Here is a 26,836-nt window from a genome sequence, read left to right as displayed (position 1 = left end):
AACTGGTCGCGCCATCGGTAACGCAAGCCCCCGCGTGGTGGGGCGGCGCTCGCCGGCCCACCACCTCATTCGAATGCTGGAGTGGGACACGATGGAAACCCGAAGCGTCGGCGATCTGGTCATCCTCACACCCGACCTTGACCCCCGCGACCTCGACGACACCACCGACCCACCCGATGATGACCTGGTGGAGGCAAACGTCGACGGTACGGACTGGTCACGGCTCCACCTCACCGGCGCGCGTGTCCGGCTCAGCCATCTGGCCGGCGTCAACCTCGTTGAGGTGGCCTGGCGCAACGTCACCTTCTACGGCTGCCGCTTCGAACGGGTGGACTTCTCCAGCGCCCGTCTCACCGGCATGACCGTCGAGCGGTGCGAGTTCGTCGGCTGCCGCATGACCGGCCTGCTGCTCGGCGAGACCACCCTCAAGAACGTGATCTTCGAGGACTGTCGCCTGGACTACGCCACCCTGGCCGACGTACGCGCGACCGGACCGGCCGCGTGGACGCGCTGCACTCTCACGGAGACGACCATGGCCAACTGCCGGTTGCCGTCAGTGGCGATCCGGTCATGCAACTTGGCCGGCCTCGTTATGGACACCTGTGACCTGCGCCAGGCGGACCTGCGAGACAACGACCTCAGCCAGGTAACCGGGCTGGCCAGCCTGCACGGCGTTCGCCTGGCGCAGGAGCAACTTCCTGGGCTGGCCACGAGCATGCTGCGCGAACTGGCCATCGAGATGGACGGCCAGGACAGCCATTTCAGATCTTGAAGGGCCAGGTCGGGCGCGGGAGGCTAGCCGGAGCGCATCGCGCGCAGCGACTGCCGCAGTGACGACATCGTCGCCAACACGGCGGTCGGCTCGTAGCCACAGTGCGCCATGCAGTTGGCGCAGCGGGGGTCGCGGCCCCGGCCGTAGCGCTGCCAGTCGGTGGTCTCCACCAGTTCGCGGTAGGTCCGGGCGTACCCGTCGGCCATCAGGTAGCAGGGCCGCTGCCAGCCGAACAGCGAGTACGACGGGATGGCCCACGCCGTACAGCCGAAGTCCACCTTCCCTTCGAGGAAGTCCAGGAACAGCGGCGAGTGGCTCAGCCGCCAGCGGCGGCGCCGGCCACCGGCGAAGGCCTTCCGGAACAGCTCGCGGGTCTGCTCGACGCCGAGGAAGTGTTCCTGGTCGGGCGCCTTCTCGTAGGCGTACCCCGGAGAGAGCATCATCTCGTCGACCCGCAGCTCGTCGTTGAGGTAGTCGAGCACCTCGATGATGGTCTGCGGGGTGTCGGTGTTGTAGAACGTGGTGTTGGTGGTGACCCGGAACCCGCGCCGCTGCGCCTCGCGGACGGCGGCCACCGCCGTATCGAACACGCCGTCCTTGCAGACCGAGGCGTCGTGGCGGTCGCGCAGCCCGTCGATGTGGACGGTGAACGCGAAGTACGGTGACGGCCGGAACCTGTCGATCTTCTTGGGTAGCAGGACGGCGTTCGTGCACAGGAACACGTACCTGCGGCGCCGGACGAGTCCGTCGACGATGGCGTCGATCTCCGGGTGCATCAGCGGCTCGCCGCCGGCGATGGAGACCATGGGCGCGCCGCACTCGTCGATCGCGGCGAGCGCCTGTTCGGCGGGCATGCGGCGTTTGAGGACGTCGGCCGGGTGTTCGATCTTGCCGCAGCCGGCGCAGGCGAGGTTGCAGGCGAACAGCGGTTCCAACTCGACCAGCAGCGGGAACTTCTCGTGCCGGCGGAGCTTCTGGCCGGCCAGGTAGCGGCCTATCCGCAGTTGCTGGCGGAACGGGATGCTCATGCGCGCACCTCCTTGGGGAGGGTGAACCGGACGTCCTCGGCCGGACCGGCGTGCTCATGCACGGCGCGCGCGCCGAGCACGGACAGCGCGGACAGTGCCTCGACCGCCTCGTCGACGAGGGCGGGCGGTGCCGAGGCGCCGGCCGACACGCCCACCGTGCGGGCACCGGCGAGCCAGCGCAGGTCGATCCCGGTCGCGTCGTCGACCAGGTACGCCGGCGTCCCGGCCCGTTCGGCGACCTCGACCAGGCGGCGGGAGCTCGACGAGTTGGCGGAGCCGAGGATGATCATTACATCGCAGGCGGCCGCGACGGTACGCAGCGCGTGCTGCCGGTTGGTCGTGGCATAGCAGATGTCGTCCGTGGGCGGGGCGGCCAGCGCGGGGAACCGGTCGCGCAGCACGGCGACGATCTCGGCTACGTCCTCGACGGCGAGGGTCGTCTGGACCAGGTAGGACACCCGTCGCGGGTCGTCGACGCGCACCCGCGCGGCATCGGCGACGCTCTGCACCAGCCGGATCCTGCCGGGCACCTCGCCGACGGTGCCGTCGGTCTCCTCGTGGCCGGCGTGGCCGATGAACAGGACGGTGTCGCCGTGTTCGGCGAACCGGCGGGCCTCGCCGTGCACCTTGGCCACCAGCGGGCAGGTGGCGTCGACGGTGGACAGCCGCCGGGCGGCGGCGGCCGACCGCACGGCCGGGGAGACACCGTGCGCGGAGAACACGGTCACCGCCCCCTCGGGTATCTCGTCGACGTCGTCGACGAAGACGGCCCCGCGCCCGGTGAGGTCGGCCACCACGTGGGTGTTGTGCACGATCTGCTTGCGTACGTAAACCGGCGCGCCATACAGGTGCAGGGCCCGCTCGACGATGACGATGGCGCGTTCCACCCCGGCACAGAACGAGCGGGGGGAGGCCAGCAGGACCCGGCGCACCGTGGTGGCGGCCGCCCACTCGCTCAGCGCGGCGGCCACCGCCGGTAGCGTCGCCAGCGCCGTGCCCACCTGCCGCAGGGTGCCCGGCCGCAGCACCGGGCCGGTGTCGGCGACGACCCGTACGCAGGCGCATGCCCGACCGGTGCGGCCGGCCACCAGCCAGGCCGATTCGAGGTCCGCGACCAGTGCACCGGTGGCGGCGAGGTGGGGACGGTCCGCGCCGTCGACCAACCGGTCGGTGCTGACCACCGGCCCCGCCCGTACGGTCAGGCCGCGGCGGCGCAGTGCCGCCACGAGCAGGGCGGGTGAGCCGAGCGCGGTGGGGCCGGGCGGGGTGCCGGCGGCTCGCGGATCGGTGCGGACCTCGTCGGCCACGACGACGTCGCCCGGGTGCAGCGCCGGGTCGAGGCGGCCGCCGATACCGGCGACGGCGAGCACATCCGCACCGGCCACGGCGGTCGAGCGGGCGGTGCGCCGGGCGCGCCGGTGCCCGACGCCGCTGTGTACGACGGCGCCGGACGCGCCGGGCAGGCCGCGACGCAGCGCGATCGCCTCCATGCGCATCGGCGCGCAGAGCACCCAGGCGGAGTCCGCGCACTGCGGGTCCGGCCGACTCATCCGCGGCCGTCTCCGGCGTCGGGCGACACGTGGCCGTCTCCGGCGTCGCGCAGCACGCGGCCCAGTGCGCTGATGGGGAACACCAGCCGGTAGAGGTGGTAGTTGATGTAGAAGTCGCCCGGGAAGCCGGTGCCGGTGTAGTACGGATCGTCCCACCCGCCGTCGGGCCGCTGCGTCGACACCAACCAGGCCACCGCCCGCCGCGCGGCCGCCGACCGGTGTCGGCCGGTGGCGTGCAGCGCCAGCAGTGCCCAGGCCGTCTGCGACGCGGTCGAGGTGCCGCGGCCGCGCAGCGCGGGATCGTCGTAGGAGCGCATGTCCTCGCCCCAGCCACCGTCGTCGTTCTGCCGGTCGAGCAGCCACCGCACCCCACGGGCGACCGCCTGGTGGTGCGGTGGTACCCCCGCGGCGACGAGCGCCGGTACGACGCAGCCCGTGCCGTACACGTGGTTGGCTCCCCAGCGGCCGAACCACGACCCGTCGGGCTCCTGTGCGCGCAGCAGCCACCGTACGCCCCGGCGGGTCGCGTGCGCCGTCGTCAGGCCCTGGGCGCACAACGCCTCCACGATGTGCGCGGTGACGTCGGCGCTGGGCGGGTCGATGACCTCACCGAAGTCGCAGAACGGCAGGTCGGCGACGAGGGCGCGGGTGTTGTCGGCGTCGAAGGCGCCCCACCCTCCGTCGCGGGACTGCATGCCGACCAGCCAGCGGGTGGCCCGGCGCAGCGCGGGGTCGTCGCGCACGTCGGTACGCCGTAACGCGAGGATCACCTCGGCCGTGTCGTCGGTGTCGGGGTAGCCGTCGTTGTCGAACTCGAACGCCCACCCGCTCGCCGGGAGGTGGCGCCGGCGGACCGACCAGTCGCCGCGCGTCGTGATCTCCTGCCCCAGCAGCCACCGTCCGGCGCGTACCAGCGCGGGATGGTCGGCCGGCAGCCCCGCGTCGGCGAGCGCGGTGACCGCGAGCGCGGTGTCCCACACCGGTGACTGGCACGCCTCCAGCCGGCGGACCGTACCGTCGGGTGTGGACTCACGGACGGTGAAGCGCTCCAGCCCCGCGAGGCCGGCCCGCAGTACCGGGTGTTCGAGCGGATAGCCGAGCAGGTGCAGCGCGATCAGCGAGTACACCCACGGCGGCTGGATGCCGCCCCACGAGCCGTCGGCCTCCTGCCTGGCCACGATCCACTCGGCGGCGCGGCGCAGCGCGTGCCGGCGCACGCCACCGACCGCGACCCGCTCGTACCCGCGCGCGGTCAGGTCCAGGCGGTGCAGCCAGCCGGCGCGGCTGACGAGCGGCGGGGCCGGCGGCGGACCCAGCCCCGTGTGCAGTTCGGGCAGGCCGAAGCCGAGGGAACGGACGGGTCGCAGCGCCCGCACGATCGACAGCGGCACGATGGTCTGCCGGGCCCAGCAGGCGAAGTCGTACACGTTGAACGGTACCCAGGACGGCAGCAGGACCAGTTCGGGCGGGATGGCGGGTACCTGGTGCCACGGCCATTCGCCGAACATCGCCAGCCAGATCCGGGTGAAGACGCGGCTGCGCTCGATGCCCCCCGCGCGCCGGACGAAGCGGGCGGCGGCGGCCATGTGGGGGGCGTCGACGTCGTCACCGGCCAGCCGCAGCGCGACGTACGCCTCGATGGTGGTGGACAGGTCGCCCGGCCCGCCGTGGAACGTCGCCCACGTGCCGTCGTCGCGCTGTCGGGCCCGGATCCACCGGGCCGTCTGCGCGGTCAGCGTGCGGTCGGAGATACCGAGGAACTGCCGTAGCAGCAGGTCCTCGGCCTCCATCGTCACGTTCGTCTCCAGCTCGCCCTTCCACCAACCGGCCCGGTCCTGCCGGCCGAGCAGGTGGGCCGTCGCCCGTTTCAGGCTGGCGCGGGCCCCGTCGTCGAGTTCGTCCTCGGTGAGGGTCCGGGGCAGGAGTACGGTCATCAATGATCACGTCCCGTCACGAAATGGGCGAGGTCGACCAGCTCACCGTGCACGTCGGCGGGCAGGTCGAGGCCGGTCAGCTCGGCGAGGGCGCACGCCAGGTGGCGGTCGGCCTCGTCGCGGGTCCAGGCCCGCGAACCGGACTCCTCCAACAGGCGCGCGGCGAGCGGAAGATCAGATTCGGTCAGGTCGCGGGTGGGGGCGTACAGCATCTGGAACGCCTCACCGGCGGGCGTGCCCGAGGTGAGGGCGTGCACGATCGGTACCGTCTTCTTGCGGGCCCGCAAGTCGGATCCCACCGGCTTGCCGGTGCGCTCCGGCCGCCCCCAGATGCCCAGCAGGTCGTCGACGAGCTGGAAGGCGAGACCGAGGTGGCTGCCGAAGCGGGACAGGCCACCGCTCACGGCCGCCGGCGCGCCGCACAGCAGCGCGCCGAGCGCACAGGCGCACGACAGCAGCGCGGCCGTCTTGTCGGCGGCCATCGCCAGGCACTCGTCGAGGCACACGTCGTCGCGGCGCTCGAAGTCCAGGTCGGCCACCTGCCCGGCGATCAACCGGCGCACATCGGCGTCCAGCCGCCGCGTGGCCGGCACGCTGCCCGGCGAGCTGTCGTCGGTGAGCGCCTCGTGGGCGAGGACCATCAGGGCGTCACCGGCCAGGATCGCGTTGGCGGGCCCGAAGGCCGCCCAGGCGGTCGGGCGGTGCCGGCGTACCGCGTCCCGGTCCATCACGTCGTCGTGCAGCAGCGAGAAGTTGTGGGCCAGTTCCACGGCGACGGCGGCGGCGACACCACGGTGGGGAGGGCAGCTCGCGGCCCGGGCCGACAACAGGGCCAGCGCCGGCCGGATCCCCTTGCCGTTGGCGGCGGACGGCGTGCCGTCGGCGTCGCAGTAGCCCAACTGGTACGCCGCGACCAGCCGGCTGCGCCGGTCCAGCCGGGCCAGCAGTTCCTTGATCCGCGGCTCGACCAGGATGCTGACCTGGTCGAGGCAGGCGACGGGTGCGACGGTCAACGTGCGGCCTCCAGGTCTCGGATCCGGGACGCGAGGTGGGCGAGCACGACGTCGGCCGCACGGTGGCCGCTGCGGACGGCGCCCTCCATCGTGTCCGGCCATCCGGTGTCGGTCCACGCGCCGGCCAGCGCGAGGCCGGGCAGGCGGGTTGTCGCGCCCGGCCGGTAGAGCCGCGTCCCGGGCGCCTGCCGGAAGGTCGCGTGCGGTTCCCTGGTGACGAAGGCGTCCCGCAGCGGCGCGTGCCGGGCCGCGGGAAAGAGGCCGGCGACGGCCGCGGCGTGGGTGGCGATCAGCCGTCCGGTCGGGACCGCGACGGCGTCGTCCGCGGCGGAGATCGAGACCACCAGGTACTGGTCGCCCCGCAGGGACGCCGGGGTGCGGTCGAAGACCCACTGTGCCGGGGAGTCGACCGCGGCGGCGAACGGCAGCCGGGTCACCGTCGAGCCGTACCGCAGGTGCACGTTGACGATCGGGGCGCTGCCCAGCCGGTGCCAGTCCGCTCGGTCGGCCGCCTCGGCGGGCACCAGGCGCTCGGCAGCCGGGTGGGGAACCGCCAGTACCACCCCGGCGGCGGTCAGCTCGGTCCGGCCGGCGGCGCCGCCGCCGGCCCGCGCGAACCCGACGCGGAACCCGGTCGCGTCCGGCGCGACCCGGTCGACCCTGCCGCCGGTGACCACCCGGACGCCGAGCCGTGCCAGCAGCCGGCGCGCCGGGACGGCGTGCAGGTGCGACAGCGGTACCAGGGGGCGCCCGATGTCGCCGGCATCGGCGGCCTCCAGCAGCCCGGTACGGAACACCCGCGCCGCGAGGGCGAGAGAGGCGTCCGCCGCCGGCGTGTTCAGCGCGGCGACGGTGATCAGATCCCACAGCCGGCGGACGGCCCGGGGACTCTGCCCGTGGGCGGCGAGCCAGTCACCGAAGCTGCGCCGGTCGGTGTCCGGGTCGTCGGGGTCCACCGTCCGCAGCGCGCCGGCCGCGCCGATCGCGCGCAGCCGCTCCCACGGGCGCAGCAGGGGGTAGCCGGCCAGGGCCGGGAGCAGGTGCGCCGGGGCGGGCAGGCCGGGGGTTCGGGCCAGGACGTGGGGCGGGGCGCCGGGGCGCAGCACCGGTACGGCGAAGCGCGGCTGCAGCCGGGTCAGCCCGCCGGTACCGAGGCGGTCGAGCAGCGCCCGGTACTGCGTGTAGCAGCGCAGGAACACGTGCTGCCCGGTGTCGGCGACGAGGTCGCCACGGTCGAACGAGTACGTCGCCCCGCCCAGCTCGGGCCGTCGCTCCAGCAGCGTCACCCGCGCGCCCGCGTCGGCGAGCCGGACGGCGGCGGCGATGCCGGCGAGTCCACCGCCGACCACGCACACGTCCTTACCGGCGGCCGCTGTCATGCCGCCCGCCTGACCAGGGCGCGCGCCGCGACCCACGCCTTCTCGCGGGGCGGCAACGACAGCCGGGACCGGGTGACCGCCAGCGGGTCACGCGCGATGCGGGCCAGCAGCCGGTGGTAGATGCCGGCCATCGCGGCGGTACACGCGGCGCTGCGGGCGTCCAGCATCGGCAGCAGCCTCAGTCCGGTCTCGTACCACCGCTCGGCGCGCGCGGCCTCGAACCGCACGAGGGCGGTGAATGCCTCCGGCGGGCCGGCGAAGCCGTCGCCGTCCGGTTCCAGGGTGCAGCCGAACCGGTCGAGGTCCTCTTTGGGCAGGTACACCCGGCCGTTGCCGCGATCCTCCCGCAGGTCACGGAGGATGTTGGTGAGCTGCAACGCGATACCCAGCGAGTCGGCCAGGCCGGCGGCGCGCTCCGGCTCGCCGGTGCCGAACACCCCCAACGACAGGCGCCCGATCGAGCCCGCCACGCAGCGGCAGTACCAGACGAGGTCGTCGAAGGTGGCGTAGGTGGTGCCGTTCACGTCGGCGGCGCAGCCGTTGATCAGTTCGTCGAACGCGTCCAGTGGGATGGGCAGGTGGCTGGCGGCGTCGGCCAGCGCCAGCAGGACCGGGTCACCGGCGGCGCCGGCCGGCAGCCGGTGCAGCGACTCGCGGGCGGCGCCGAGCCGGGTGAGTTTCTCGTCGTCGGTCAGATCGCCGTCGCCGATGTCGTCGATGCGGCGGGCCGTGGCGTACACCGCGGACAGCGCCCGTCGCTTGGGCGTCGGCAGCAGGCGGATGCCGTACGAGAAGTTGCGGGCCTCCCGCCGGGTGATGGCCTCGCACTGCCGGTATGCGGCGTCGACGGCGGTGGCCGGGTTCATCCCGCGCCCACCTCCTCGGGTACGCGCCTGTCGGGAAGCGCGGTCGGTTTCGGCGTCGCCGCGGGAGCGGACGACGTCGGGTACGCCAGGAGTCGGGCCGGCATGGCGGCGCGCTACCCACGATCCGGCGCTCGTAACGGGGGCGCCGCGCCTTCTCGCCGTCCGTCCCGTCCGTGACGCGGTGAGAGCGTCTGTCCACGGTGAGTGACAGTGGTGGCGGGACCTCATCTCCGTCATCCCGTACGCGCGCATCAGCAGCGACGGTGAGCGCGACGAGCACGGCGTCACCGACCGGCACCGGGGCAACCGCCGGACCGCGAAGTGGCTCGGCTGGCACGTCGTCGTTTTTGTCTGCTCGTGCGCCCAGTGGCTGGCGTCGGGCTGTCGCGGCAGTGGATCGTATCGTCGGGGGTCGATCAGGCACCGCGGCCAGGCCCGCCCCGCCGGAGGTCAGCGACAACGTGGTGGCCAGCCGGGCGAGGTCGCGCCGGTAATGCCGTTCAGCCGGCCGGCGCCGGATCGGCGTCCACGAGTTCGGCGATCACCTGGGCGTGACAGGGCTCGGGTAGGCACCAGCAGCCGAGCCGGCGCCCGCGCAGGCCGGGCAGGAGGGCGAGGAGGTCCGGGCGGCCGACCAGGTACGCGCGGTACTTGTCGAGCACCTCGACCCGGGTACCGTCGCGGCCGGGGCGGTACGGGCTGGCCAGGGGCGAACCTTCCAGGTGCCAGCCGCCGCGGTGCATGGCCCGTCCGACGTAGACCACGTCGGCGTACGCCGGGTCGTCCCGGTGGCCCTTCAGGTTTACGACCGTGGTCTGCCGTGCCAGCATGGTCCGATTGTCGCAGGGCCGCCGACGCGGCCGACGCTCTCCACCCCGGGTCTTCCCTGATCGGGAGAGTTTTCGGGGCTGTGGCGGCGCGGGCTCTTCCGGCCGGTGGTGGGCGCCGCCCACCGGGCCCGGTGGCTGCCGCGACGGGTGTCACTACGTTTCAACCCCGCGCCGCCCGGGACACCTGGATGACATGACAAGCGGACAGAGCGTCGGCGCCGCGCGGCCCGGATCGGCCGGGCGGCTCGGGCGCATGCCCAGCGAGGTGGCCGGGAAGTTGTCGCTGTTCGACCGGTTCGCCGGGGCGGCGTCCCGGGTGGTGGCCGGTGCCTGGTTCTTCGCGTTCTGCGTCCTGCTGGTCGTGGTGTGGCTGCCGTCGTACTTCCTGTTCCAGAACGTCGACACCTGGCAGCTGATCATCAACACGCTCACCACCATTGTGACCTTCCTGCTGGTGGCGCTGCTGCAGAACTCGCAGACCCGGGCCGACGCGGCGGTGCAGCAGAAGCTCAACGCGATCGCCGACGCCCTCGGCGACCTCATGGACGAACTGGCCGACGAGCGGCCGGAGCTGCGCCGCGACCGCGAGGAACTGCGCGCAGCCGTGGGGCTGGAGGAACGCGAGGGCTCCTGACCGCATCACCCACCCGGTTCGCGGACGAACGGCGGGCTGATCCACCGCGCGGTGCCGCGCCGGTACAGCAGCGGGGGAGCACCACCGCGGTCACTGGCGACCGGACGGTACGCGTCGGTCGGTACGACGAACCCGGTGGTCTTGAGCACCTTGCGCCGGAAGTTCGCCAGGTCCGGCGCGTGGCCCCAGACCGCCTGGTAGACCCGGCGCAGGTCGGCGAGCGTGAACGGCTCGGTCACGAACTGGGCCGCCAGGGTCGTGTACTCCAGCTTCGCCCGTACCCGCTCGCGCGCGTCGGACAGGATCAGCGCGTGGTCGTAGGCGAGAACCGGCGCGTCGCCGCGGTAGCGGGTACGCCGCTGCCAGGCGGCCCGCTGGGCGTCGAGGTCGAGATCCTCGACCGGCCAGAACCGGGCCCGCGCCGCGTCGGTTCCGGCGGTCGGGTCGGGCAGGCGGGGGGCGAGCGCGACGTACGCGACCGACGCGACGTGCAGCCCCGCCCGGATGCGCGGGTCGCGGTCCGGGTCGGAGTAGGTCGCTACCTGCTCCAGGTGGCCGTCGACGGTCGTCCAGTCCAGGCCGGTCTCCTCGGACAGTTCGCGTACCGCGGCCCGGTCAGCGGACTCCCGGCCGTGCGCGACGTGGCCGCCGGGCAGGGCCCAGAACCCCCGGTACGGGTGGTCGCCGCGCTCGATCAGCAGCACGGTCAGCACGCCGTCGCGGATCGTGAAGATGTTGAGGTCCACGGTGAGCGCGAACGGCGGGAACCCGGCCGGGTCGTAGGCGGCGAGGAAGGCGTCCTCGCCCGGTCGCCCGGTGCTCATCTGGCGGCCCGCCCGTCGCGCGCGACCGGCCGGCCCGTGCTGCCGTCCGGGATCGGGGCGGCGAACGTCGCGGCCTGCGCCAGCAGCAGGTCGGTCGTGCGGACCGCGAGGGCGAGCCGTTGCTCGACGCTACCGGTCAGCAGGACCCACGACCGGCCGGCGCGGGTGAGCGCGTCGGTGAACCAGCCGGTCATGGCGGCCCGGACGGCCCGGTCGCCTTCGCGGAGGCCGTCGTCGACCCATGGCACGCCGTGGTGATCGGTGACCAGGTAGACGGCGCGGCGCGGCAGACCGGTCGCCCACGGCTGCCCGGTCCGCGCGCGGGCACCGAGGTAGCGCCGTTCCCAGACGGCGGTGGCGAACGCGTCGGTGTCGCAGACGAGCAGTGGAGAGCCGCCGGCCGCCGCGGTGTTCTCCCGGCGGGTCTGCGTGGTCGCGACGACGTCGAAGTCGTCGGCCGTCCACTCCAGACCGTCCAGGGTAAGGTCGGGCCGGTCCACGCGGTCCCGTTCCCATTTGATGGCCGTGTACTCCCGGCCGTACTCCGCGACCCACCCCGTCCGGGACCAGGCCCCGCCGCGGGCGCGGTAGTGGTCGGCGAGCAGTCGGGAGATCGTGGTGGTGCCGGTGGACTCCGCTCCGACGAACACCACGCGGGTGGCCAGTCCGGCGCGGGTCGCCGGGGCCAGGTGGTCCCATCCTGCTGCGAGGTCGGCGCGGACGGCGGTGCCGCTGACCGGTACGGCCCGGCGGGCGGGGTCGATCGCGACGTGCGTGGCGTCGAACCGGGCGGCCAGCTCCTCGCCGTACCCCTCGCTGGAGAACACGGCGTCGACCGGCTGGTCGGTCACCAGCGCGACCGCGGCGCGCATGACCGCCACCTGTGCGGCCCAGACCGTCTCGTCGCCGAGGTCCATCGGCGCGTCGCAGCGGACGCCGACCACGGTCACGGTGGGGTCGTCGCGGTGCTCCGCGCGCAGCCATGCGACGCGGTCGGCGAGCGGGATCGTCTCCACGGCGGCGGCCATGCAGACGACGGTGAGCCGGTCGGCCCGGGTCGCCGCGGTGCGGATCAGGTGGTGGTGGCCGCGCGTCGGCGGGTAGAACTTGCCGATCACCAGGCCGTGCCGGAACGCCCTCATGCCGCCACCGCGGGCGCTGCGCCGTCGACCGGGGCGGTCCCGGCCGGGGCGGGCGGGGCTGCCCGCTGTTGCCGGTAGGCGGCGAGCCAGGAGCGCAGGCCGAGCACCGTCAGGCCGAGGAACAGCACGTACACGACCGCGGTCAGTCGGAGATCCTTCACCACGTACAGCGGGATGTAGATGATGTCGGCAGCCATCCAGAACAGCCAGGTCTCGACCTTCTTGGTGTTGAGCAGGTACTGCGCCGCCAGCGAGATCGCCGTGGTCAGCGCGTCCCAGAACGGGGCGGAGTCGTGCGCGGCCCGCAGGACGACCGTCAGTCCCGCGGTGGCGACGATGACGAACCCGACACAGCCGGCGAGGGTCCGCGCGGTGGCCCGGCCGACCGTGAGTGCGGTGCGGTCCCTGCCGCCGCGCAGCCACTGCCACCAGCCGACGAAGCCGAGCACGATGTACACGACCTGCAGCCCGCTGTCGGCCCACAGCCGGGCGGTCGCGAACAGGATCAGGAAGAACGTCGAGTTCGCGATACCGACCCAGAAGTTGTGGATCGACGACCGGACGGTCAGCCAGACGCAGGCCGCGCCGGTGACGAAGCCGAGCAGCTCGGCCCAGGACACCGCGTCGTTGCCGAGGTGGAACAGCGCCGTGTTCAGCGGGGCGATCAGGTCGGCCAGCCAGGTGAGCATCTAGGACTCCTCGACGCGGGTCAGGTAGCGGGCGGGGACGGCGTCGGTGAGCCGGACCCCGTTGGCGGAGACGCGGAACAGGTGCCCGTGCGCGGTGAGCGCGGTGAGCAACTCGCTGGTACGGACGTCGGCTGCCGCCCTCATCGCGCCTCCGATCACCGGTTATGGTCACGATGACTATAACCGGTGACGGAGGGAGTCGATCAAGGGGGGACGCCGGGGTCGTGAGCCACGGGCCGGACCACCGGCGGATTCGAAACGGTGGAACACGACGGTCAGGCCACCGAGGACGAGCGCGAACAACGGCAGCCACGCCAGGCGGTGCACCGGCCAGGCGCGCCGGGGCGCGTCGAGCAGGCCGGGCAACGGTCCGACGGGCAGGGCGGCGAACGTGACCAGCAGCAGCGCGGTCTGGTGCCAGCAGTACAGCGTCATCGCGGCCAGGTTGGCTGCCGCGACCGGCGCCCAGGCGGCGGGGCGGCGCAGCAACCCGGCCAGCCACGGGCGCAGCAGGAGGAACGCGCCCAGCTGCGCGAAGACCAGGGCCAGGGCGAACATCGACGGCGGGTCGAGGTTCGACCAGCGGTCCCCGGGCACGCCGACGGCGCTGGCCGGGTATCCGGCACCGACCACCAGGGCGGCACCGCCGGCCAGACCCAGCGGGAGCAGCACCGCCCCGGCCCGCCGGGGCAGCCGGTTCTCGGCCAGCGCGATCCCCAGCAGGTACGGCACCGCCCAGGCCACCGGCACGGCGAGCAGGTGCCACCACAGCGGCAGGTCCGGCCGGGCCGCGTCGGTCACCGCGACCAGCGCCACCGCGGGCAGCGCGGCCCACGGTCCGGCCCGCCGGACCAGCGGGCGCAGCACCGGCGTGAGCACGGTCAGCGCCACGTACACCAGCAGGAACCACAGCGGGTGCGACACCAGCGACCGGACCACGTGCCGCGTACTGGCGGGAGCGTCGGCGGCGGCCAGCAGCAGCATGGCCGGCGCCCACACGGCGACCAGCACCAGCACGGGCCGAAGCAGCCGGTCCAGGCGGGACGCCAGCCACGGCAGGGCCCGGCGGTGGGCGCTGCCCCTCGCCGCCGCGTATCCGCCGGCGAAGAAGAACGGCCCCAGCGTCTGCAGGAACCAGCTCGCCGGTGCGAACTGCGGCGCGTACGACTGCGGGCTCTCGCCGTGCAGCGCCGATGCCCGGTACGGGTCGGCCACCACCGCGGACACCATCCAGTGTCCGAGGACGACCCCGACGATCGCGGCCGCCCGCAGCGCGTCCACGGTGCGGTCCCGGTGCGCGGGCGTGCCCGCCGCGATCCGGTGCGCCCATCCGGCCGCCGGGCGGGAACGGGTGGGCCGGCGTGCTGCGATGGTCATGCCGCCCCCTGCCGGTCGGCGCCGTACAGGGCGATGCGGGTGAGGTGGGCCTGGGAGTCGGTGCCCGGGGCGAGGTAGTGGTCGTGGTCGACCACGTCGCCGGCGCCGAAGACGGTGGCGCCGAAGTCCGGGTCGGCCGGCTGCCTGCCGTGGCCGAGCCCGGCCAGGCGCAGGCCGGGCACCCACCGCATGAGGTCGTGGCGGGACAGCCCGGCCCAGACCCGCGCGGTGGTGCCGAGCTCTGACGCGTGGTCCACGCCCATGCCCGGGCTACCGAACGCCGCGATGTCGGTGACCTGTCCGGGCAGCCGGCGCGCGGCGAGGCCGACCACCGTCGAGCCGTAGCTGTACCCCAGCAGCGCCACCGTCGCACGTGGACGGATCGCGGTCAGGCCGGCCACGAACCGGACCAGCGCCTCGGCCCCCGCCCGCGCCAGGTCCTCCCGCGCGGCGGAGATGTCCACCCCGTCGGGCGCGTCGTAGCCGAGCCAGACCACCACGGCGAACCGGTCGGCGTCCGATCCGTACCGGCGGGCGGCCTCGAACAGGTCGGATCCCTGCACCGACGGTGACCGGAACGCCCGTCCGCCGACACCCCGCCAGAAGTTGCCCGCCCGGTTGCCCGCACCGGGCACCAGCACGGCGATCCGGCCGGCCGTCGACAGGTCGCCGAAGACCTGCGCGACCATGCCCTGGCCCCGCGGGTCGAACAGCAGGTACTGCCCCGCGCGTCCCCGGTACGGCGGGCCGGCCGCGGCCATCGCCCGCTGGTTCGCCGCGTACCGCAGGGCCGGCGGCGCGCCGTCCAGGTTACCCACGACGCCGGGGTACTCCGCGGCCAGCGCCTGTTGCCGGTCCGGGCCGGCGGCGGTCAGGAACCGCTGGACGGTGGCGGGATCGGCGGCCAGCGGGTCCGGCAGTCGGCGGCCGTCCGCCCGCCACGCCTCGACGCCCGCGGGCGGGGTCAGCCGGCCGACCGCAGGCGGGGCCAGCAGCGTCGCAGCGGCCGGTGCGGTGGCCGCGGCGATCGCCACGAGAGCGGTCCCGAGGTTCCGCCACCCGCTCCGGACGGTCGGTCCACCCGCCGGGGAAACGATACGTCTCATGTGGACGACGGTGCCGGTTCCGGGCGGCCGGGACATCGGCCCACTGATCACACTGCCGACGGCGGCGGGTAGCCCGTGGGCGTACGCCCGTGGACCGCTGACCAGGGGTGACCGGCTGGCTAGGATCGCGCCATGTCGACCTTGGCCTCTCCTCCGCCGCACCGGCGGGTACCGGGAAGCGCGCGTACGGTCCTGGCATGGAGCGGGGCTGTCCTGTCCCCGGTACTGCTCTTCTGCTGGCTCGATTTCAGCAAGCCGCCGAACGCGTCGTTCGGTCTGCGCCTTGTCATGCCGGTGGTGGCGACGGCACTGCTCGCGGGTGTCCTGCCGCGGCGGCCGTTCGTCGCGTTACCCATGGTGTTCCTCAACATGATCGTGGTGGAGGCGTTCTCCGCACCCGTGCTGCTCCGCGACCCTGGGCTCCACGCCGGCCTTCGCGCCCTCCAGATGGTGGCGGTCGACGTCGCCGTGGGCTATGTCGCGGCCACCCACCGCCGGCGGGTCTCGGTCGTCACCGCCGTCGTCGCGCTCGTCGTGCAGGTCCACGTGGCCTTCATGTTCAAGATCAGCCCGACGGACGGTAACGCCAGCGTGATACAGGCCGTCCTCGCGATGGTCACCGCCTGGCTGATCGGCAACGCGGTCCGGCAGCGCCGCGAGTTCGTGGAGGCGCAGCGGGCGGAGGCCGCGTCGCATGCGGTCGAGGCGGAGCGGCTGCGGATCGCCCGCGAACTCCACGACATGATCGCCCACAGCATCGGGGTCATCGCCATCCAGGCGGGCATGGGTCGCCGGGTCATCGACAGTCAACCGGACGAGGCGCGCAAGGCCCTGGCCGCGATCGAGGAGACCGGCCGGGACACCCTGGCCGCGCTGCGCCGGATGCTCGGCACCCTCCGCCGCGCGGACGCCGGGCCGGGCTCCGCGCCGCTCGACCCGACACCGGGCCTGGCCGACCTCGACCGCCTCACCGAGCGAACGCGCGACGCCGGCGTCGACGTGGAGGTCCGGTCGGTCGGCGAGCGGCGCCCGCTGCCGCCGGACGTCGACCTGTCCGCGTTCCGCATCATCCAGGAGGCGGTCACCAACGTGGTGCGCCATGCCGGCACCCGACGCTGCCAGGTCGTCGTCGCGCAGCGCCCCGACGAGCTGTCCATCGAGGTCACCGACGACGGGCGGGGCGGCGCCGTGGGCGCCGGCTACGGCATCCCCGGGATGCGCGAACGGGTCAGCCTGCTGGGCGGCGAGTTCGCCGCCGGCCCGCGCCCCGAGGGCGGGTTCCGTGTCGCCGCCCGGATTCCGGTCCCGGACGGTACGCGATGACCGTCCGGGTCGTGCTGGTGGACGACCAGCCGCTGATCCGCAGCGGGTTGCGCGTGCTCATCGCCGACACCGACGACCTGGCCGTCGCAGGGGAGGCCGGTAGCGGCCATGAGGCGGTCACGGTGGTCCGGGACACCCGGCCGGACGTGGTCGTGATGGACATCCGGATGCCCGGTATGGACGGCATCGAAGCCACCCGCCGCCTCGTCGCCGGCGAGGGTGCGCCGCACGTCCTCATCCTCACCACCTTCGACGACGACGAGTACGTGTACGCCGCGCTCCGCGCCGGTGCGAGCGGGTTCCTGGTCAAGGACATGGCCCTCGACGACATCCTCGGTGCGATCCGGGTCGTGGCCGGTGGCGACGCCCTGATCGCGCCCCGGGTCACCCGTCGCCTGATCGAGGAGTTCGTCCGGCGCCCGGAGTCGGGGCCGACGCCGGTGCCGCGGGTGCCGGACGAACGCATCACCGAGCGGGAGCGCGAGGTCCTCACCCTCGTCGGTCGCGGCCGGTCCAACGCCGAGATCGCCGCCGACCTGCACATCAGCGTGGCCACCGCGAAGGCCCATGTCGCGCGGCTGTTCACCAAGCTCGACGCCCGTGACCGGGTGCACCTGGTCATCATCGCGTACGAGATGGGGCTGGTATCGCCGTCCCGGTGAAGGGGGATGGCCCGTGGTCGTAAGCCCCGGGGCCGATGCCCCACGGCGGCCGGGGACCCTACCCTCGTCGGGTCCCCGACCCACCATCCATTTTGGAGGGACCGATGCTCGGCCTCAGTCGACCAGCCCTGACGTACACCGTGGCCAACCTGGTCTCCCGCCACACCCGTTACCTCGACAACGATCTGCGGACCCTGCGTACGCTCGTCCGGCGCGGAGACGTCTGCGTCGACGTCGGGGCCGCCGCGGGCGTCTACACCCAGGCACTGTCCCATCTGGTCGGGGCGGGCGGCCGGGTGCACAGCGTGGAGCCGGTGGCCTTCTCCCATCCGGTGTGGTCCCGGGTGCTGGGCGCCAGGGAACGCCCCAACGTGCGTCACCACGCCGTGGCCCTGGGTGCCGAGCCGGGCCGGCTGGCGATGCGGGTGCCGTTCGGACCCGGCGGGGCCGACACCAGCAGGTCCTTTCTCGACTGGAAGGCCCACGGGGTCGGCTCGACCGACGGGTACGCCGGTCACGCCGAGGTGGTCGTCGACGTGGAGACCCTCGACGGTCTCCGCGTGGCGGCCGGCCTGACCCGGCTCGACTTTCTCAAGATCGATGTCGAGGGCGGCGAGCTGCACGTGCTGCACGGCGGGCAGCAGACGATAGAGGAGTTCCGGCCGACCATGTTCATCGAGATCGAGGCGCGGCACACCGCGCGGTACGAGTACGACCCGGCCGACATCGTCGAGTGGCTCACCTGTCGGGGTTACACCATGTACCTGTGGCGCGACGGCTGGCGGGCGACGGACACGGTGTGTCCGCACGCCAACAACTACGTCTTCCGGGTCGCCGACCGACCGGGCACTACCCGCCGGTCCCGGTGAACGCCCGCCGGCTGTACCGCAGCAGCTCCCGTACCGCGGCGGCCCGGGTGAAGTTCTGCTCCTCGGCGACCGCGACGAAGTACTCCAGCTGCCGCAGCTCCATGACCGGAGATTCTCATTGCCAGCAGAACCAGCTGTTGTACTTCTGATCGCCGGGCGGCGAGGCTGGACGGTGTCGAAGCCGACGGAAGGGGAGAGCGATGCCCGAGTACGTTCCCGCCCGGCGGCCGGACGGTGGGCCGGGAGGCGATCCGGGCGCTGTGGGAGAAGGTGCTGGCCGAGCGCCCGCACTTCGCGCGCGTGCCCGCGTACGCGTCCGTGTCCGAACTGCGGGCGGGCCGGTGCGGAGGGTGGTTGGCCCTCCACACCGGCCCGTCCGGTTGTGGGTCAGCTGGCGGTGCAGGTGGGGGTGAGGGTGCCGGCGCTGCCGGTGCCCTGGAAGCCGAACTCGGTGGACTGGCCGGCGGCGATGCGGCCGTTGTAGCTGACGTTGGTGAAGCGGACCGCGCCGCTGGTGCCGCTGCCCTGGGCGTTCCAGGTGTTGGTGACGGCGGCGCCGGAGGGCAGGGTGAGGTTGACCGTCCAGCCGTTGGTGCCCGCCGAGCCGGCGGTGACGCGTACCGTGGCGACGAAGCCGCCGTTCCAGGAGTTGAGCGACACCGAGGCGGTGCAGCCGCCGCCGTTACCGGGCGGCGGTGAGGTCGGCGGCGTGGTCGTCGGCGGAGTCGTGGTCGGCGGCGTGGTGGTCGGCGGGGTCGTGGTCGGGCCGCCGGTCGGGCCACCGCTGGCCGCGTTGAGGGCGTTCAGGACCGACGTGTACGCCGCCTTCTTGTTGCCGCTGCCGTCGAAGAGCAGCGGGCTCTCGCCCGAGCGCCACGAGTCGCTGTCGCGCACGCCCCAGACCGTGATGCCGAGGCAGCGGGACACGTTCATGCAGGCCTGGGTCAGGCCCTGGTACTGCGTGGTGGACGCGTTGGTGACGTCGACCTCGGTGAGGGCGACGTCCACGCCGGCCGCCGCGAAGTTCTGCAGTGTGGTCTGGAAGTTGCTGGGCAGCGAGCTACCACCGGTGAAGTGGGTCTGCAGGCCGACGCAGTCGATCGGCACGCCGCGCGCCTTGAAGTCCTTGACCATGTTGAGGACGCCCTGCGTCTTGCCGTAGGTGGCGTTCTCGATGTTGTAGTCGTTGTAGCAGAGCTTGACCGACGGGTCGGCCGCGCGGGCGGTCCGGAAGGCCACCTCGATCCAGTCGTTGCCGGTGGCCTGCAGGTTGGACTGGCGGCGGCTGCCGTCCTCGTTGAAGGCCTCGTTCACCACGTCCCAGGCGGCGAGCTTGCCCTTGTAGTGGGCCATCACGCCGTTGATGTGGTCGATCATGGCCTGGCGCAGGCTGCTGCCGCTCAGGCTCTGCATCCAGCCCGGCTGCTGGGAGTGCCAGGCCAGGGTGTGGCCGCGGACCTTCATGCCGCGCTGGGTGGCCCAGTTGTAGATCTGGTCGCCCGAGCTGAAGTTGAACTGGCCGCGCTGTGGCTCGGTCGCGTCGGGCTTCATCTCGTTCTCGGCCGTCACCATGTTGAACTCGCGCGCCGCGATCGTCGTGTACGTCGAGTCGTTGAGCCTGCCGGCGGCGATCGCGGTACCGAAGTACCGGCCGTGCTCCGCGGCCGACGCGCCCAGGGTCGTCCCGGCGCTGGCCGACGTGACCATGGTGATCGCCGTACCAACGGCGAGCGCGCCGACCACGGCGGACACCAGCGCCGCGCGGGTCCGGGACCGCACCTTCGGGCGGGCGCTGTCGTGGGTGGAATCGTTACTCATACCTGTCGCCTCTCGAGTGCCGACGGGGGGTGAGATCGTCGGACGACCGGCCGCCGCGGGGTACCGGCAGGTGAGTCGGGGCGATCCGATGACCTCGATAGGTTTCGATGGATGTTACCGGTAACGTTCCGGAAATCTCAATGCCGGGCGATCCGTTCGCTGTCGCGGCGCGGGCCCGCCGTGTTCCCCGGTCTCCGCCGCGTACGCGGTGCTCCGGAGCGGGGGAGAAGAACCTCTGGTGGCGCCCTCGATGGCGCTCGTCGGTCAGTGCGGGGTGGGCGGCGCCCCGCCCGGTCGCCGGTGCCGTCCGGCCGCACGATGCCATTGAGACTTTCGGAAATTTCCCGGTAACATACCGATCGAAGAACGTCGAAGTCAGGAAGGTGGCTGCGGACGCGCCCGTACGCCGTCAGCCGGTCTCCGCGCCACGGCGTCGATGGCCGGGCCCGCCTGCCGGGACGGCTCGGACCGCTCGCTCAGCCACCTCGTCGTCGACTCCCGCCCGAGTGCACCAGAAAGGACCGAGTGTCGTGAGACGCTTCCTCAAAGCACTGATGGCCGTGGCGGCCATTCCGGTCGTCGCCGCGGCCCTGTTCCTGACGGCCAAGCCGGCCGCGGCCGCCTCGCTCACCCGGGTGACCAACTTCGGCGCCAACCCGAGCAACCTCAACATGTACATCTACGTGCCGAACAACGTGGCGCCCCGGCCGGCGCTCCTGGTCGCCATCCACTACTGCACCGGCTCGGCCTCGGCCGTGTTCAACGGCAGCGCCCGCGACTACGTCACCGCCGCCGACCGGTACGGCTACGTCATCGTCTTCCCCGAAGCCACCCGCAGTGGGCAGTGCTTCGACGTGTACTCCCCGGAGGCGCTCCGGCGGGGCGGCGGCAGCGACCCCGTCGGGATCATGTCGATGGTCAACTACGCCAAGCAGCAGTACAACGTCGACTCGAGCCGGGTCTACGTCACCGGCTTCTCCTCCGGCGCGATGATGACCAACGTGATGGCGGCCGAGTATCCCGACGTGTTCGCCGCCGGCTCGGCGTTCATGGGCGTCCCGGCCACCTGCTTCGCGACCGGCAGCAGTAGCAACACGTGGAACAGCCAGTGCTCCGGCGGACAGATCAGCAAGACCGCCCAGCAGTGGGGCGACGCCGCCCGCGCGATGTACCCCGGCTACAGCGGCAGGTACCCGCGCATGCAGTTGTGGCACGGCGTCAACGACACCACGCTGAACTACAACAACTTCGGCGAAGAGATCAAGCAGTGGACCAACCTCAACGGCGTGAGCCAGACCCCGGTCATGACCGACCACCCGCAGTCGACCTGGACCCGCACCCGCTACGGCAGTAACACCGTCCAGGCCCCGGTCGAGGGCATCAGCGTCTCCGACGCCGCCCACGACCTTCCCCGCAGCGGCATGGTGCAGTACGCCATCGACTTCCTCGGTCTGGCCGGTGGCGGTGGCCCGACCGGCGGCCCGACCACGACCCCGCCGACCACCACGCCGCCGACCACGACTCCGCCGACGACCACGCCGCCGACCTCACCGCCGCCCGGTAACGGCGGCGGCTGCACCGCCTCGGTGTCGCTCAACTCCTGGAACGGCGGCTTCGTCGCCACGGTACGCGTCACCGCCGGCTCGGCGGGCACCAACGGCTGGACGGTCAACCTCACCCTGCCCTCCGGCGCCGCCGTCACCAACACCTGGAACGCCCAGGGCAGCGGCACCAGCGGCGCGGTCCGCTTCACCAACGTCAGCTACAACGGCCGCATCGCCGCCGGCCAGTCCACCGAGTTCGGCTTCCAGGGCACCGGCAGCGCCGGCACCCTCACCCCCACCTGCACCGCCAGCTGACCCACAACCGGACGGGCCGGTGTGGAGGGCCAACCACCCTCCGCACCGGCCCGCCCGCAGTTCGGACACGGGCACGCACGCACCCGGGGCAGGAACGCGGCGGCGTCCGCGACCTCCCAGTCCCGCATGACCTCCCGGGTGTGCCGATCCGGTGCCGGAGGGGGCGTACCGAGGGCGGTGGGGGTGCGGAGAATCGGGGCGCGGAGAACCGGGGCGGGTCAGCGCGAGGTATCCGATCTCGTGGCCGGCGACCTGCGTCATTGGACTGTCCTGCCCCGTCCGGTCATCCGGCCGTACATCAGCCGCGTCAATCAGGTTGGCACGTTTACGAATTGACACCAATCGTTCGCAAGTGCGACTGTGAGAGCGCTCTCACAGTGCGGCGTGCACCGGGACCGCGACGCCGCGGTGAGCCTGTCCAGGAGGGAAAACGCATGCGTGTCAGACGGAAACTCGTGGCGTCGCTGGCCGGGGTCGCGGTGGCGACCGCCGGTGCGGTCACGGCCGTCACCGTGGTACAGAGCGCCGACGCGGCGGTCGCCGGAGAGACCATCCCGTTCACGGTCTCCAACAACTCGGGCCGGGGTGATCAGGTCTACCTCTACGTCCTGGGTACCAACCTGGCCACCGGCCAGCAGGGCTGGGCCGACGGCGGCGGCGCCTTCCACGCCTGGCCGGCCGGCGGCAACCCGCCGACCCCGGCCCCCGACGCGTCGATCGCCGGCCCCGCCAACGGCGGGTCGATGACGCTGCGGCTACCCAAGTTCTCCGGCCGGGTCTACTTCTCGTACGGCGAGAAGATGAAGTTCTTCCTGACCACCGGCGGCCTGGTGCAGCCCAGTCTCGCCAACCCCACCGACCCCAACACGAACATCCTGTACAACTGGAGCGAGTACACGCTCAACGACGCCGGCCTGTGGATCAACAGCACCCAGGTCGACATGTTCTCCGCGCCGTACGCGGTCGGCGTGACGTCCGCCGACGGCACCGCCAAGGTCACCGGCCACCTCCGCCCGGGCGGGTACAACGGCTTCTTCAGCGCGCTCAACGGGCAGCCCGGCGGGTGGGCGAACTCGATCGTGCGGGGCCCGGACGGCGCCATCCTGCGGGCACTCGCGCCCAGCCACGCCATCGGCTCGGGCAAGCTGCCGGCCGGCGTCCTGGACGACTACGTCAACCGGGTGTGGGCGAAGTACAGCGCGGAGACCCTGACCGTGACGCCGTTCGGTGACCGGCCGGACACGAGGTACTTCGGGCGGGTCTCCGGCAACGTCATGACCTTCACCGACACCGCCGGCCAGGTGGTCACCAGCTTCGACAAGCCCGACTCGGACAGCATCTTCGGCTGCTACCGCCAGCTCGACGCGCCGAACGACCAGGTGCGCGGGCCCATCTCGCGTACCCTGTGCGCCGGCTACAACCGCGGCACGCTGCTGACCAGCGCCAACCAGCCCGACAACGACGCCAGCCACTTCTACCGGGACGCCGTGACCAACCACTTCGCCCGGCTGACCCACGCCCAGATGCAGGACGGCAAGGCGTACGCGTTCGCCTTCGACGACGTCGGCAACCACGAGTCGCTGGTGTTCGACGGCGCGCCGACGGAGGCCTCCCTCACGCTCGACCCGTTCAACTGATCCACCGCACGCGGGCGGCGCGCCGGTCACGAGGGGGACCGGCGCGCCGCCCGTCCATCCGCCCACCGGTCGCCGCGAGGATCGCCCGCCGGCTGTCCCGGCTCGTCGAGATGTACCAGCGAAGAAGATCCTGGTGCTCGCTCTCGGCGTCCTGAGCGCCATCGGGGGTTCGCCGACGTCGGCGACCTGGTCGCCGCCGTCCGGGCGGGTGCGCGCTTCGGTACCCGGCACGCCTGGGTGCTGCTGGGCCGACAAACGGTGCGCGGCCTGGCATACCGGGCGGATCGGTGGGCAGGGGAGGCCCGAGGAGGTGTTCCGCCGATGGGCCCGGCGACCGTGCGCGACCTGCCCCACGCGCTCGACGACGGCCAGATCGCCCGCCCGCTGGCCGCCCGGCTGGCCGGTCGCCGCCCGGCCGTGTTCCTCGACTACGACGGCGTCCTCGCGCCGATCGTCGACCGGCCCGAGGACGCCGTGATGTCCGACCGGATGCGCGACACCGTCCGTACCCTCGCCGCGCGGTGCCCGGTCTGCGTCGTCAGCGGGCGTGACCGGGTGGTCGTGCAGCGGCTGATGGGCCTCGACGACCTGGTGGTGGCCGGCAGCCACGGGATGGACATCTGGAGTCCGGGTGAGGGCACCGTCTCCCACGACGCGGCGTCCGGCTTCGAGGACCTCATCGCGGCCGTGACCGAGCGGCTGCGGACCACGGCCGCGGCGATCCCCGGGGTGACGGTGGAGCCCAAGCACGCGTCGGTCGCCGTGCACTACCGGCTCGCCTCCCCGGCCGACCGTGAGCGGGTCGGCGCGGTGGTCCGGGAACTGCTCGCCGACCATCCCGACCGGCTCAGGGTCACCCCCGGCAAGATGGTCCACGAGATCCAGCCGAACATCGACTGGAACAAGGGCCGGGCCGTGCGGTACCTGATGGGCGTCCTCGGCCTCGACACCGACGACGTCGTCCCGCTGTACCTGGGTGACGACGTCACCGACGAGGACGCCTTCCGGGCGCTGCGCGGACGCGGGGTCGGCATCATCGTCGGCCGCCCGGACGACCCCGAGGTGGCGGGCCGGACCACCGCCGCCGAGTTCGTGCTCGCCTGCCCCGACGAGGTGGCCAGGTTCCTGGCCGCCCTGGCGCGCTGACCGCGCCGCATCCGGCGGCTATCGCCGTTCGCCGCCCGCGCCGGGGCCGTCGTCGTTGTCGGCACGCAGCGCGGCGACCAGGTCGCCGGCCTGGAGTACGCGCAGCCGATCCGGGTCGAGCCGGTCCGGGTACAGCGCGTATACCTCGGCGTGGCCGGGCAGGTCGACGTCGCCGCGGACCAGCGCCGCGAGGCCGGGGGTCGGGTTGGGCGGGGCCGGTGCGTCGGCCGGGCCGAGCGCGGCGAGGCGCTCCGGCGACTGGCCCGACAGGTACGCGCGCAGCCGGGACCCGACCAGGTACCCCAGCCCGAGCAGGTCCGTCTCCAGGGCGACCAGGCCGGCCGCGGTCGTTACCCGGGCCCGGCCGGGGCCGGGTGGGGCCGGGTGGGGCCGGAAGCGGGATCGTCCCGCTGAGCCCACCGTCCCGTTTCATCCACTACGCAGTCGGCGGTGTCGTCGAACAGGTGGAGGCGCTCAGAGCACGTGGCGTACCGTCAATCCACGGCGGGCGCCGAGGCAGACGTGGGGTGGTCCGCCGCCCGGTCCTCTCCCTGGGAGCCAACCGTGCCGTCGCGTCCCCGTGCTGCCGTCGATCCTCGGTTTCCGGCAGAGTTGCGTCACCTGCGCCTGGTGCGTGGCCTGTCGCTGCGCGCGTTGGCCGGTCTGGTCTATCAGGGCAAGAGCCTCATCCATGAGTTGGAGACCGGCCGGGCACAGCCCGCGGTGGACCTTGCCGGTCGGCTGGACACCGCGCTGGAGGCCGGTGGCGCGCTGGCCCGACTCGTCCAGCCCGGACCGGAGACCTCCGCCGAGGATGAGGCCCGACTGGCTTACGTCGCACGATGCCCTCGGCGTGTCGACAGCACCGCCATCGACGCCTTGGCGGCCTTGCTCGTCGGTTACCGCCGGCTGGAGGACTCCATCGGCGCAGTCGCCGTGCTTCCATCCGTGGCGTCACAGCTTGCCCTGGTGACGGATATGGTCGGCGAGGCGCGCGATCCGCTGCGGCCCCGGTTGGTCGACGTGGCCGCGCAGTGGGCGCAGTTCGCCGGCTGGTTGCACATCGCCGACGCGGAGCCAGCCGCCGCGCGGACGTGGCTCGCCCAGGCGCTGGAGTGGGCCACCGAGACCGGCAACTCGGACCTGATCGGCACCGTGCTGTCGTTTCGCGGTTACCTCGCCGAGGAGCTGGGCGCGTGGGGCCCGATGATCGGGCTCACCCGGGTCAGCCTGCGTGATCCGTTCGTGTTCGTCGGCCAACGCGCCTACGACCAGTTCCAGTTGGCCCGGGGATTGGCCCGGGTCGGAGACCGGACCGGTGCGGCTGATGCCCTCGCGGCCGGTCACGACCTCGCGCTGGCGACCACTGCTCACAGCGACCCCGTACCGCCTTGGCACTACTACCGCAGTCCAGCCTTCTTCGCGCTGGAGGGCGGTGTGGTGCACAGTGTGCTCGCGCACGACCACGCTGGCCATGGCGAGCAGGCGGCACGGTTGCTCACCACAGGCCTGGAGGGGCTGCCGGCCGAGTCGCAGAGCGCCGACTGGGCCGGGGTGTACCTGTGTCACCTCGCAGCCGCCTACGCGCGGATCGGTGACGCGCAGGCGGCGGAGGAGACGCTCGCGCGAGTCCGGGCGATCGCTGATTCGACGCGTTCCCCGCGGCTGGCCGCCCGGGTGCCCGCGGTCGCCCGCCGGATGCGGCTGTCCGCGGACACCTAGCGGACATGCGCCCTCTGTTCCGTCGGGTGCGTCGGTTGGACGCTACCGGTCAGGGGTGCGGCGGTCGGATGACCGGACATGGCCCGGCCGCCGTGCCCCATCCAGCGGCAGTGGAGGCCACGGTGGACCGACCTGAGGTAGCTCTGATCAAGATCCTGCATCGTCCGGACATGTACTGGCTCAACGGCGAGGTGTTCGCCGGTTGCTCGTGCGGCACGCCCTGGTACCCCTGCGAGACCCTTACCGCCGCGCTGGCCGTCGAGCGGCGGATGGGCCGCCGCATCCGCGACGCGGGGCGGTATCCGGCATGACCGCACACCAGCCGATCCGGCCGAACTGGATCTGTGTGGGTTGCGGGTACCCGTGGCCGTGTCTGTCGCGTCGTCGACAACTGCTGGGGGAGTACGCCGACGCGCCGGTGTCGTTGGCGCTGGTGCTCGGCGCGTCCTTCGTGGAGGCCGCCGCCGACCTGCGCGGCGTACCGGCCGGTGAGCTGCACGGCCGGTTCCTGGGCTGGTTGCCGTACAGCGTCAGGTGACCTGCCGGGCACCCCGGCGGTGCCTGCCGGTGCGAAACTGACAGACGCCGCCGGGGAGGTGCCGGCAGTGGAGTTCGTGCCCGCGTCGCATCCGGTCGGTTCGGCCAGGGTGTCGGGC

At 72.9% G+C, this 26,836-nt stretch carries 26 protein-coding genes and 3 pseudogenes; 12 read left to right on the top strand and 17 right to left on the bottom strand.

The window, feature by feature from the left end; translation table 11 throughout:
- The first annotated feature begins 91 nt into the window (after nucleotides 1-91).
- Entirely contained in the window at nucleotides 92-772 is a 681-nt protein-coding gene (locus tag ACNTMW_RS01605; RefSeq protein ID WP_426631477.1) for a pentapeptide repeat-containing protein, read from the top strand.
- Between the two features lie 23 nt (nucleotides 773-795).
- Here ACNTMW_RS01605 and hpnH read toward each other — a convergent pair whose 3' ends face one another.
- The 8 genes and pseudogenes from hpnH to ACNTMW_RS01565 form a co-directional block, all read right to left on the bottom strand.
- Nucleotides 796-1,800, bottom strand: coding sequence for an adenosyl-hopene transferase HpnH (gene hpnH / locus ACNTMW_RS01600; protein ID WP_426631476.1), 1,005 nt, complete (start codon nucleotides 1,798-1,800; stop codon nucleotides 796-798).
- Entirely contained in the window at nucleotides 1,797-2,759 is a 963-nt protein-coding gene (gene ispH, locus ACNTMW_RS01595) for a 4-hydroxy-3-methylbut-2-enyl diphosphate reductase (RefSeq protein ID WP_426631726.1), read from the bottom strand. The genes hpnH and ispH overlap by 4 nt, the downstream gene beginning before the upstream one ends.
- Nucleotides 2,760-2,846: 87 nt before the next feature.
- Nucleotides 2,847-3,290 (bottom strand): annotated as a pseudogene (locus ACNTMW_RS01590) (phosphorylase family protein); the annotation flags it as partial.
- Nucleotides 3,291-3,346: 56 nt separating this feature from the next.
- The gene (shc, locus tag ACNTMW_RS01585; RefSeq protein ID WP_426631475.1) at nucleotides 3,347-5,284 is read right to left on the bottom strand and encodes a squalene--hopene cyclase; all 1,938 of its coding nucleotides are present in this window, start codon (nucleotides 5,282-5,284) and stop codon (nucleotides 3,347-3,349) included.
- The gene (locus tag ACNTMW_RS01580) at nucleotides 5,284-6,297 is read right to left on the bottom strand and encodes a polyprenyl synthetase family protein (protein ID WP_426631474.1); all 1,014 of its coding nucleotides are present in this window, start codon (nucleotides 6,295-6,297) and stop codon (nucleotides 5,284-5,286) included. The genes shc and ACNTMW_RS01580 overlap by 1 nt, the downstream gene beginning before the upstream one ends.
- A complete protein-coding gene (gene hpnE, locus ACNTMW_RS01575) occupies nucleotides 6,294-7,676 on the bottom strand; it encodes a hydroxysqualene dehydroxylase HpnE (RefSeq protein ID WP_426631473.1) in 1,383 nt (460 codons plus the stop codon). The genes ACNTMW_RS01580 and hpnE overlap by 4 nt, the downstream gene beginning before the upstream one ends.
- Nucleotides 7,673-8,542 carry a presqualene diphosphate synthase HpnD gene (gene hpnD / locus ACNTMW_RS01570; RefSeq protein ID WP_426631471.1) on the bottom strand — a complete coding sequence of 290 codons (870 nt, stop codon included), beginning with the start codon at nucleotides 8,540-8,542 and terminating at the stop codon, nucleotides 7,673-7,675. The genes hpnE and hpnD overlap by 4 nt, the downstream gene beginning before the upstream one ends.
- 500 nt (nucleotides 8,543-9,042) lie before the next feature.
- Nucleotides 9,043-9,372 (bottom strand): DUF4326 domain-containing protein, encoded by a 330-nt coding sequence (locus ACNTMW_RS01565; protein ID WP_426631470.1) that lies wholly within the window; start codon nucleotides 9,370-9,372, stop codon nucleotides 9,043-9,045.
- Nucleotides 9,373-9,565: 193 nt separating this feature from the next.
- Between ACNTMW_RS01565 and ACNTMW_RS01560 the strand changes: the two genes are divergently transcribed.
- Complete coding sequence (locus ACNTMW_RS01560; RefSeq protein WP_426631469.1) at nucleotides 9,566-10,006, top strand: low affinity iron permease family protein; 441 nt, start codon at nucleotides 9,566-9,568, stop codon at nucleotides 10,004-10,006.
- 5 nt (nucleotides 10,007-10,011) lie between these two features.
- On the opposite strand, the gene ACNTMW_RS01555 is transcribed toward ACNTMW_RS01560, so the two are convergent.
- Genes ACNTMW_RS01555 through ACNTMW_RS01530 form a run of 6 tightly spaced genes read right to left on the bottom strand, consistent with a single transcriptional unit; the run spans nucleotide 10,012 to nucleotide 15,144 of the window.
- On the bottom strand, nucleotides 10,012-10,830 hold the full coding sequence (locus tag ACNTMW_RS01555) for an NUDIX hydrolase (protein ID WP_426631468.1): 819 nt from the start codon (nucleotides 10,828-10,830) through the stop codon (nucleotides 10,012-10,014).
- Nucleotides 10,827-11,972 (bottom strand): AAA family ATPase, encoded by a 1,146-nt coding sequence (locus tag ACNTMW_RS01550; protein WP_426631467.1) that lies wholly within the window; start codon nucleotides 11,970-11,972, stop codon nucleotides 10,827-10,829. Before ACNTMW_RS01550 ends, ACNTMW_RS01555 begins: the two co-directional genes overlap by 4 nt.
- Nucleotides 11,969-12,661, bottom strand: coding sequence for a nicotinamide riboside transporter PnuC (gene pnuC / locus ACNTMW_RS01545; protein WP_426631466.1), 693 nt, complete (start codon nucleotides 12,659-12,661; stop codon nucleotides 11,969-11,971). The genes ACNTMW_RS01550 and pnuC overlap by 4 nt, the downstream gene beginning before the upstream one ends.
- Nucleotides 12,662-12,805, bottom strand: a complete 144-nt coding sequence (locus ACNTMW_RS01540; RefSeq protein ID WP_426631465.1) for a hypothetical protein — start codon at nucleotides 12,803-12,805, stop codon at nucleotides 12,662-12,664.
- Between the two features lie 33 nt (nucleotides 12,806-12,838).
- Complete coding sequence (locus ACNTMW_RS01535; RefSeq protein WP_426631464.1) at nucleotides 12,839-14,038, bottom strand: acyltransferase family protein; 1,200 nt, start codon at nucleotides 14,036-14,038, stop codon at nucleotides 12,839-12,841.
- The gene (locus ACNTMW_RS01530; protein ID WP_426631463.1) at nucleotides 14,035-15,144 is read right to left on the bottom strand and encodes an alpha/beta hydrolase; all 1,110 of its coding nucleotides are present in this window, start codon (nucleotides 15,142-15,144) and stop codon (nucleotides 14,035-14,037) included. The genes ACNTMW_RS01535 and ACNTMW_RS01530 overlap by 4 nt, the downstream gene beginning before the upstream one ends.
- 132 nt (nucleotides 15,145-15,276) lie before the next feature.
- Between ACNTMW_RS01530 and ACNTMW_RS01525 the strand changes: the two genes are divergently transcribed.
- The 3 genes from ACNTMW_RS01525 (at nucleotide 15,277) to ACNTMW_RS01515 (ending at nucleotide 17,998) form a co-directional block, all read left to right on the top strand.
- Nucleotides 15,277-16,467 (top strand): sensor histidine kinase, encoded by a 1,191-nt coding sequence (locus ACNTMW_RS01525; RefSeq protein ID WP_426631462.1) that lies wholly within the window; start codon nucleotides 15,277-15,279, stop codon nucleotides 16,465-16,467.
- Nucleotides 16,464-17,129, top strand: a complete 666-nt coding sequence (locus ACNTMW_RS01520) for a response regulator (protein ID WP_426631461.1) — start codon at nucleotides 16,464-16,466, stop codon at nucleotides 17,127-17,129. The genes ACNTMW_RS01525 and ACNTMW_RS01520 overlap by 4 nt, the downstream gene beginning before the upstream one ends.
- Nucleotides 17,130-17,233: 104 nt before the next feature.
- Nucleotides 17,234-17,998: an FkbM family methyltransferase gene (locus ACNTMW_RS01515; RefSeq protein ID WP_426631460.1), complete on the top strand. Its 765-nt coding sequence runs from the start codon at nucleotides 17,234-17,236 to the stop codon at nucleotides 17,996-17,998.
- Between the two features lie 37 nt (nucleotides 17,999-18,035).
- Here ACNTMW_RS01515 and ACNTMW_RS01510 read toward each other — a convergent pair.
- Nucleotides 18,036-18,101: pseudogene (locus ACNTMW_RS01510) on the bottom strand (LysR family transcriptional regulator); the annotation flags it as partial.
- A gap of 110 nt (nucleotides 18,102-18,211) precedes the next feature.
- Here ACNTMW_RS01510 and ACNTMW_RS01505 point away from each other — a divergent pair.
- Nucleotides 18,212-18,292: pseudogene (locus ACNTMW_RS01505) on the top strand (DUF4440 domain-containing protein); the annotation flags it as partial.
- A gap of 93 nt (nucleotides 18,293-18,385) precedes the next feature.
- Here the strand turns inward: ACNTMW_RS01505 and ACNTMW_RS01500 are convergent.
- Nucleotides 18,386-19,816 carry a glycoside hydrolase family 10 protein gene (locus ACNTMW_RS01500; protein WP_426631459.1) on the bottom strand — a complete coding sequence of 477 codons (1,431 nt, stop codon included), beginning with the start codon at nucleotides 19,814-19,816 and terminating at the stop codon, nucleotides 18,386-18,388.
- Nucleotides 19,817-20,346: 530 nt separating this feature from the next.
- Between ACNTMW_RS01500 and ACNTMW_RS01495 the strand changes: the two genes are divergently transcribed.
- The 3 genes from ACNTMW_RS01495 to otsB all read left to right on the top strand — a co-directional run bounded on the left by ACNTMW_RS01495 (nucleotide 20,347) and on the right by otsB (nucleotide 24,458).
- A complete protein-coding gene (locus tag ACNTMW_RS01495) occupies nucleotides 20,347-21,675 on the top strand; it encodes an extracellular catalytic domain type 1 short-chain-length polyhydroxyalkanoate depolymerase (RefSeq protein WP_426631458.1) in 1,329 nt (442 codons plus the stop codon).
- A gap of 434 nt (nucleotides 21,676-22,109) precedes the next feature.
- The gene (locus ACNTMW_RS01490; protein ID WP_426631457.1) at nucleotides 22,110-23,312 is read left to right on the top strand and encodes a glycoside hydrolase family 64 protein; all 1,203 of its coding nucleotides are present in this window, start codon (nucleotides 22,110-22,112) and stop codon (nucleotides 23,310-23,312) included.
- A gap of 321 nt (nucleotides 23,313-23,633) precedes the next feature.
- The gene (gene otsB / locus ACNTMW_RS01485) at nucleotides 23,634-24,458 is read left to right on the top strand and encodes a trehalose-phosphatase (protein WP_426631456.1); all 825 of its coding nucleotides are present in this window, start codon (nucleotides 23,634-23,636) and stop codon (nucleotides 24,456-24,458) included.
- An 18-nt stretch (nucleotides 24,459-24,476) separates the two neighbouring features.
- Here the strand turns inward: otsB and ACNTMW_RS01480 are convergent, their stop codons facing one another.
- Nucleotides 24,477-24,878, bottom strand: coding sequence for a hypothetical protein (locus ACNTMW_RS01480; RefSeq protein WP_426631455.1), 402 nt, complete (start codon nucleotides 24,876-24,878; stop codon nucleotides 24,477-24,479).
- A 30-nt stretch (nucleotides 24,879-24,908) separates the two neighbouring features.
- Here ACNTMW_RS01480 and ACNTMW_RS01475 point away from each other — a divergent pair, with 30 nt between their 5' ends.
- From ACNTMW_RS01475 to ACNTMW_RS01465, 3 genes are all read left to right on the top strand, one after another.
- A complete protein-coding gene (locus ACNTMW_RS01475) occupies nucleotides 24,909-26,180 on the top strand; it encodes a helix-turn-helix domain-containing protein (protein WP_426631454.1) in 1,272 nt (423 codons plus the stop codon).
- A gap of 122 nt (nucleotides 26,181-26,302) precedes the next feature.
- The gene (locus ACNTMW_RS01470) at nucleotides 26,303-26,491 is read left to right on the top strand and encodes a hypothetical protein (protein ID WP_426631452.1); all 189 of its coding nucleotides are present in this window, start codon (nucleotides 26,303-26,305) and stop codon (nucleotides 26,489-26,491) included.
- Complete coding sequence (locus tag ACNTMW_RS01465) at nucleotides 26,488-26,718, top strand: hypothetical protein (protein WP_426631451.1); 231 nt, start codon at nucleotides 26,488-26,490, stop codon at nucleotides 26,716-26,718. Before ACNTMW_RS01470 ends, ACNTMW_RS01465 begins: the two co-directional genes overlap by 4 nt.
- The last annotated feature ends 118 nt before the right edge of the window (nucleotides 26,719-26,836 follow it).

The sequence above is a fragment of the Planosporangium spinosum genome (assembly GCF_049999945.1).
Lineage (GTDB): Bacteria > Actinomycetota > Actinomycetes > Mycobacteriales > Micromonosporaceae > Planosporangium > Planosporangium spinosum.
The sequence above is the reverse complement of the archived record's forward strand: the minus strand, read 5'-3'. Positions and strand labels throughout refer to the sequence as shown.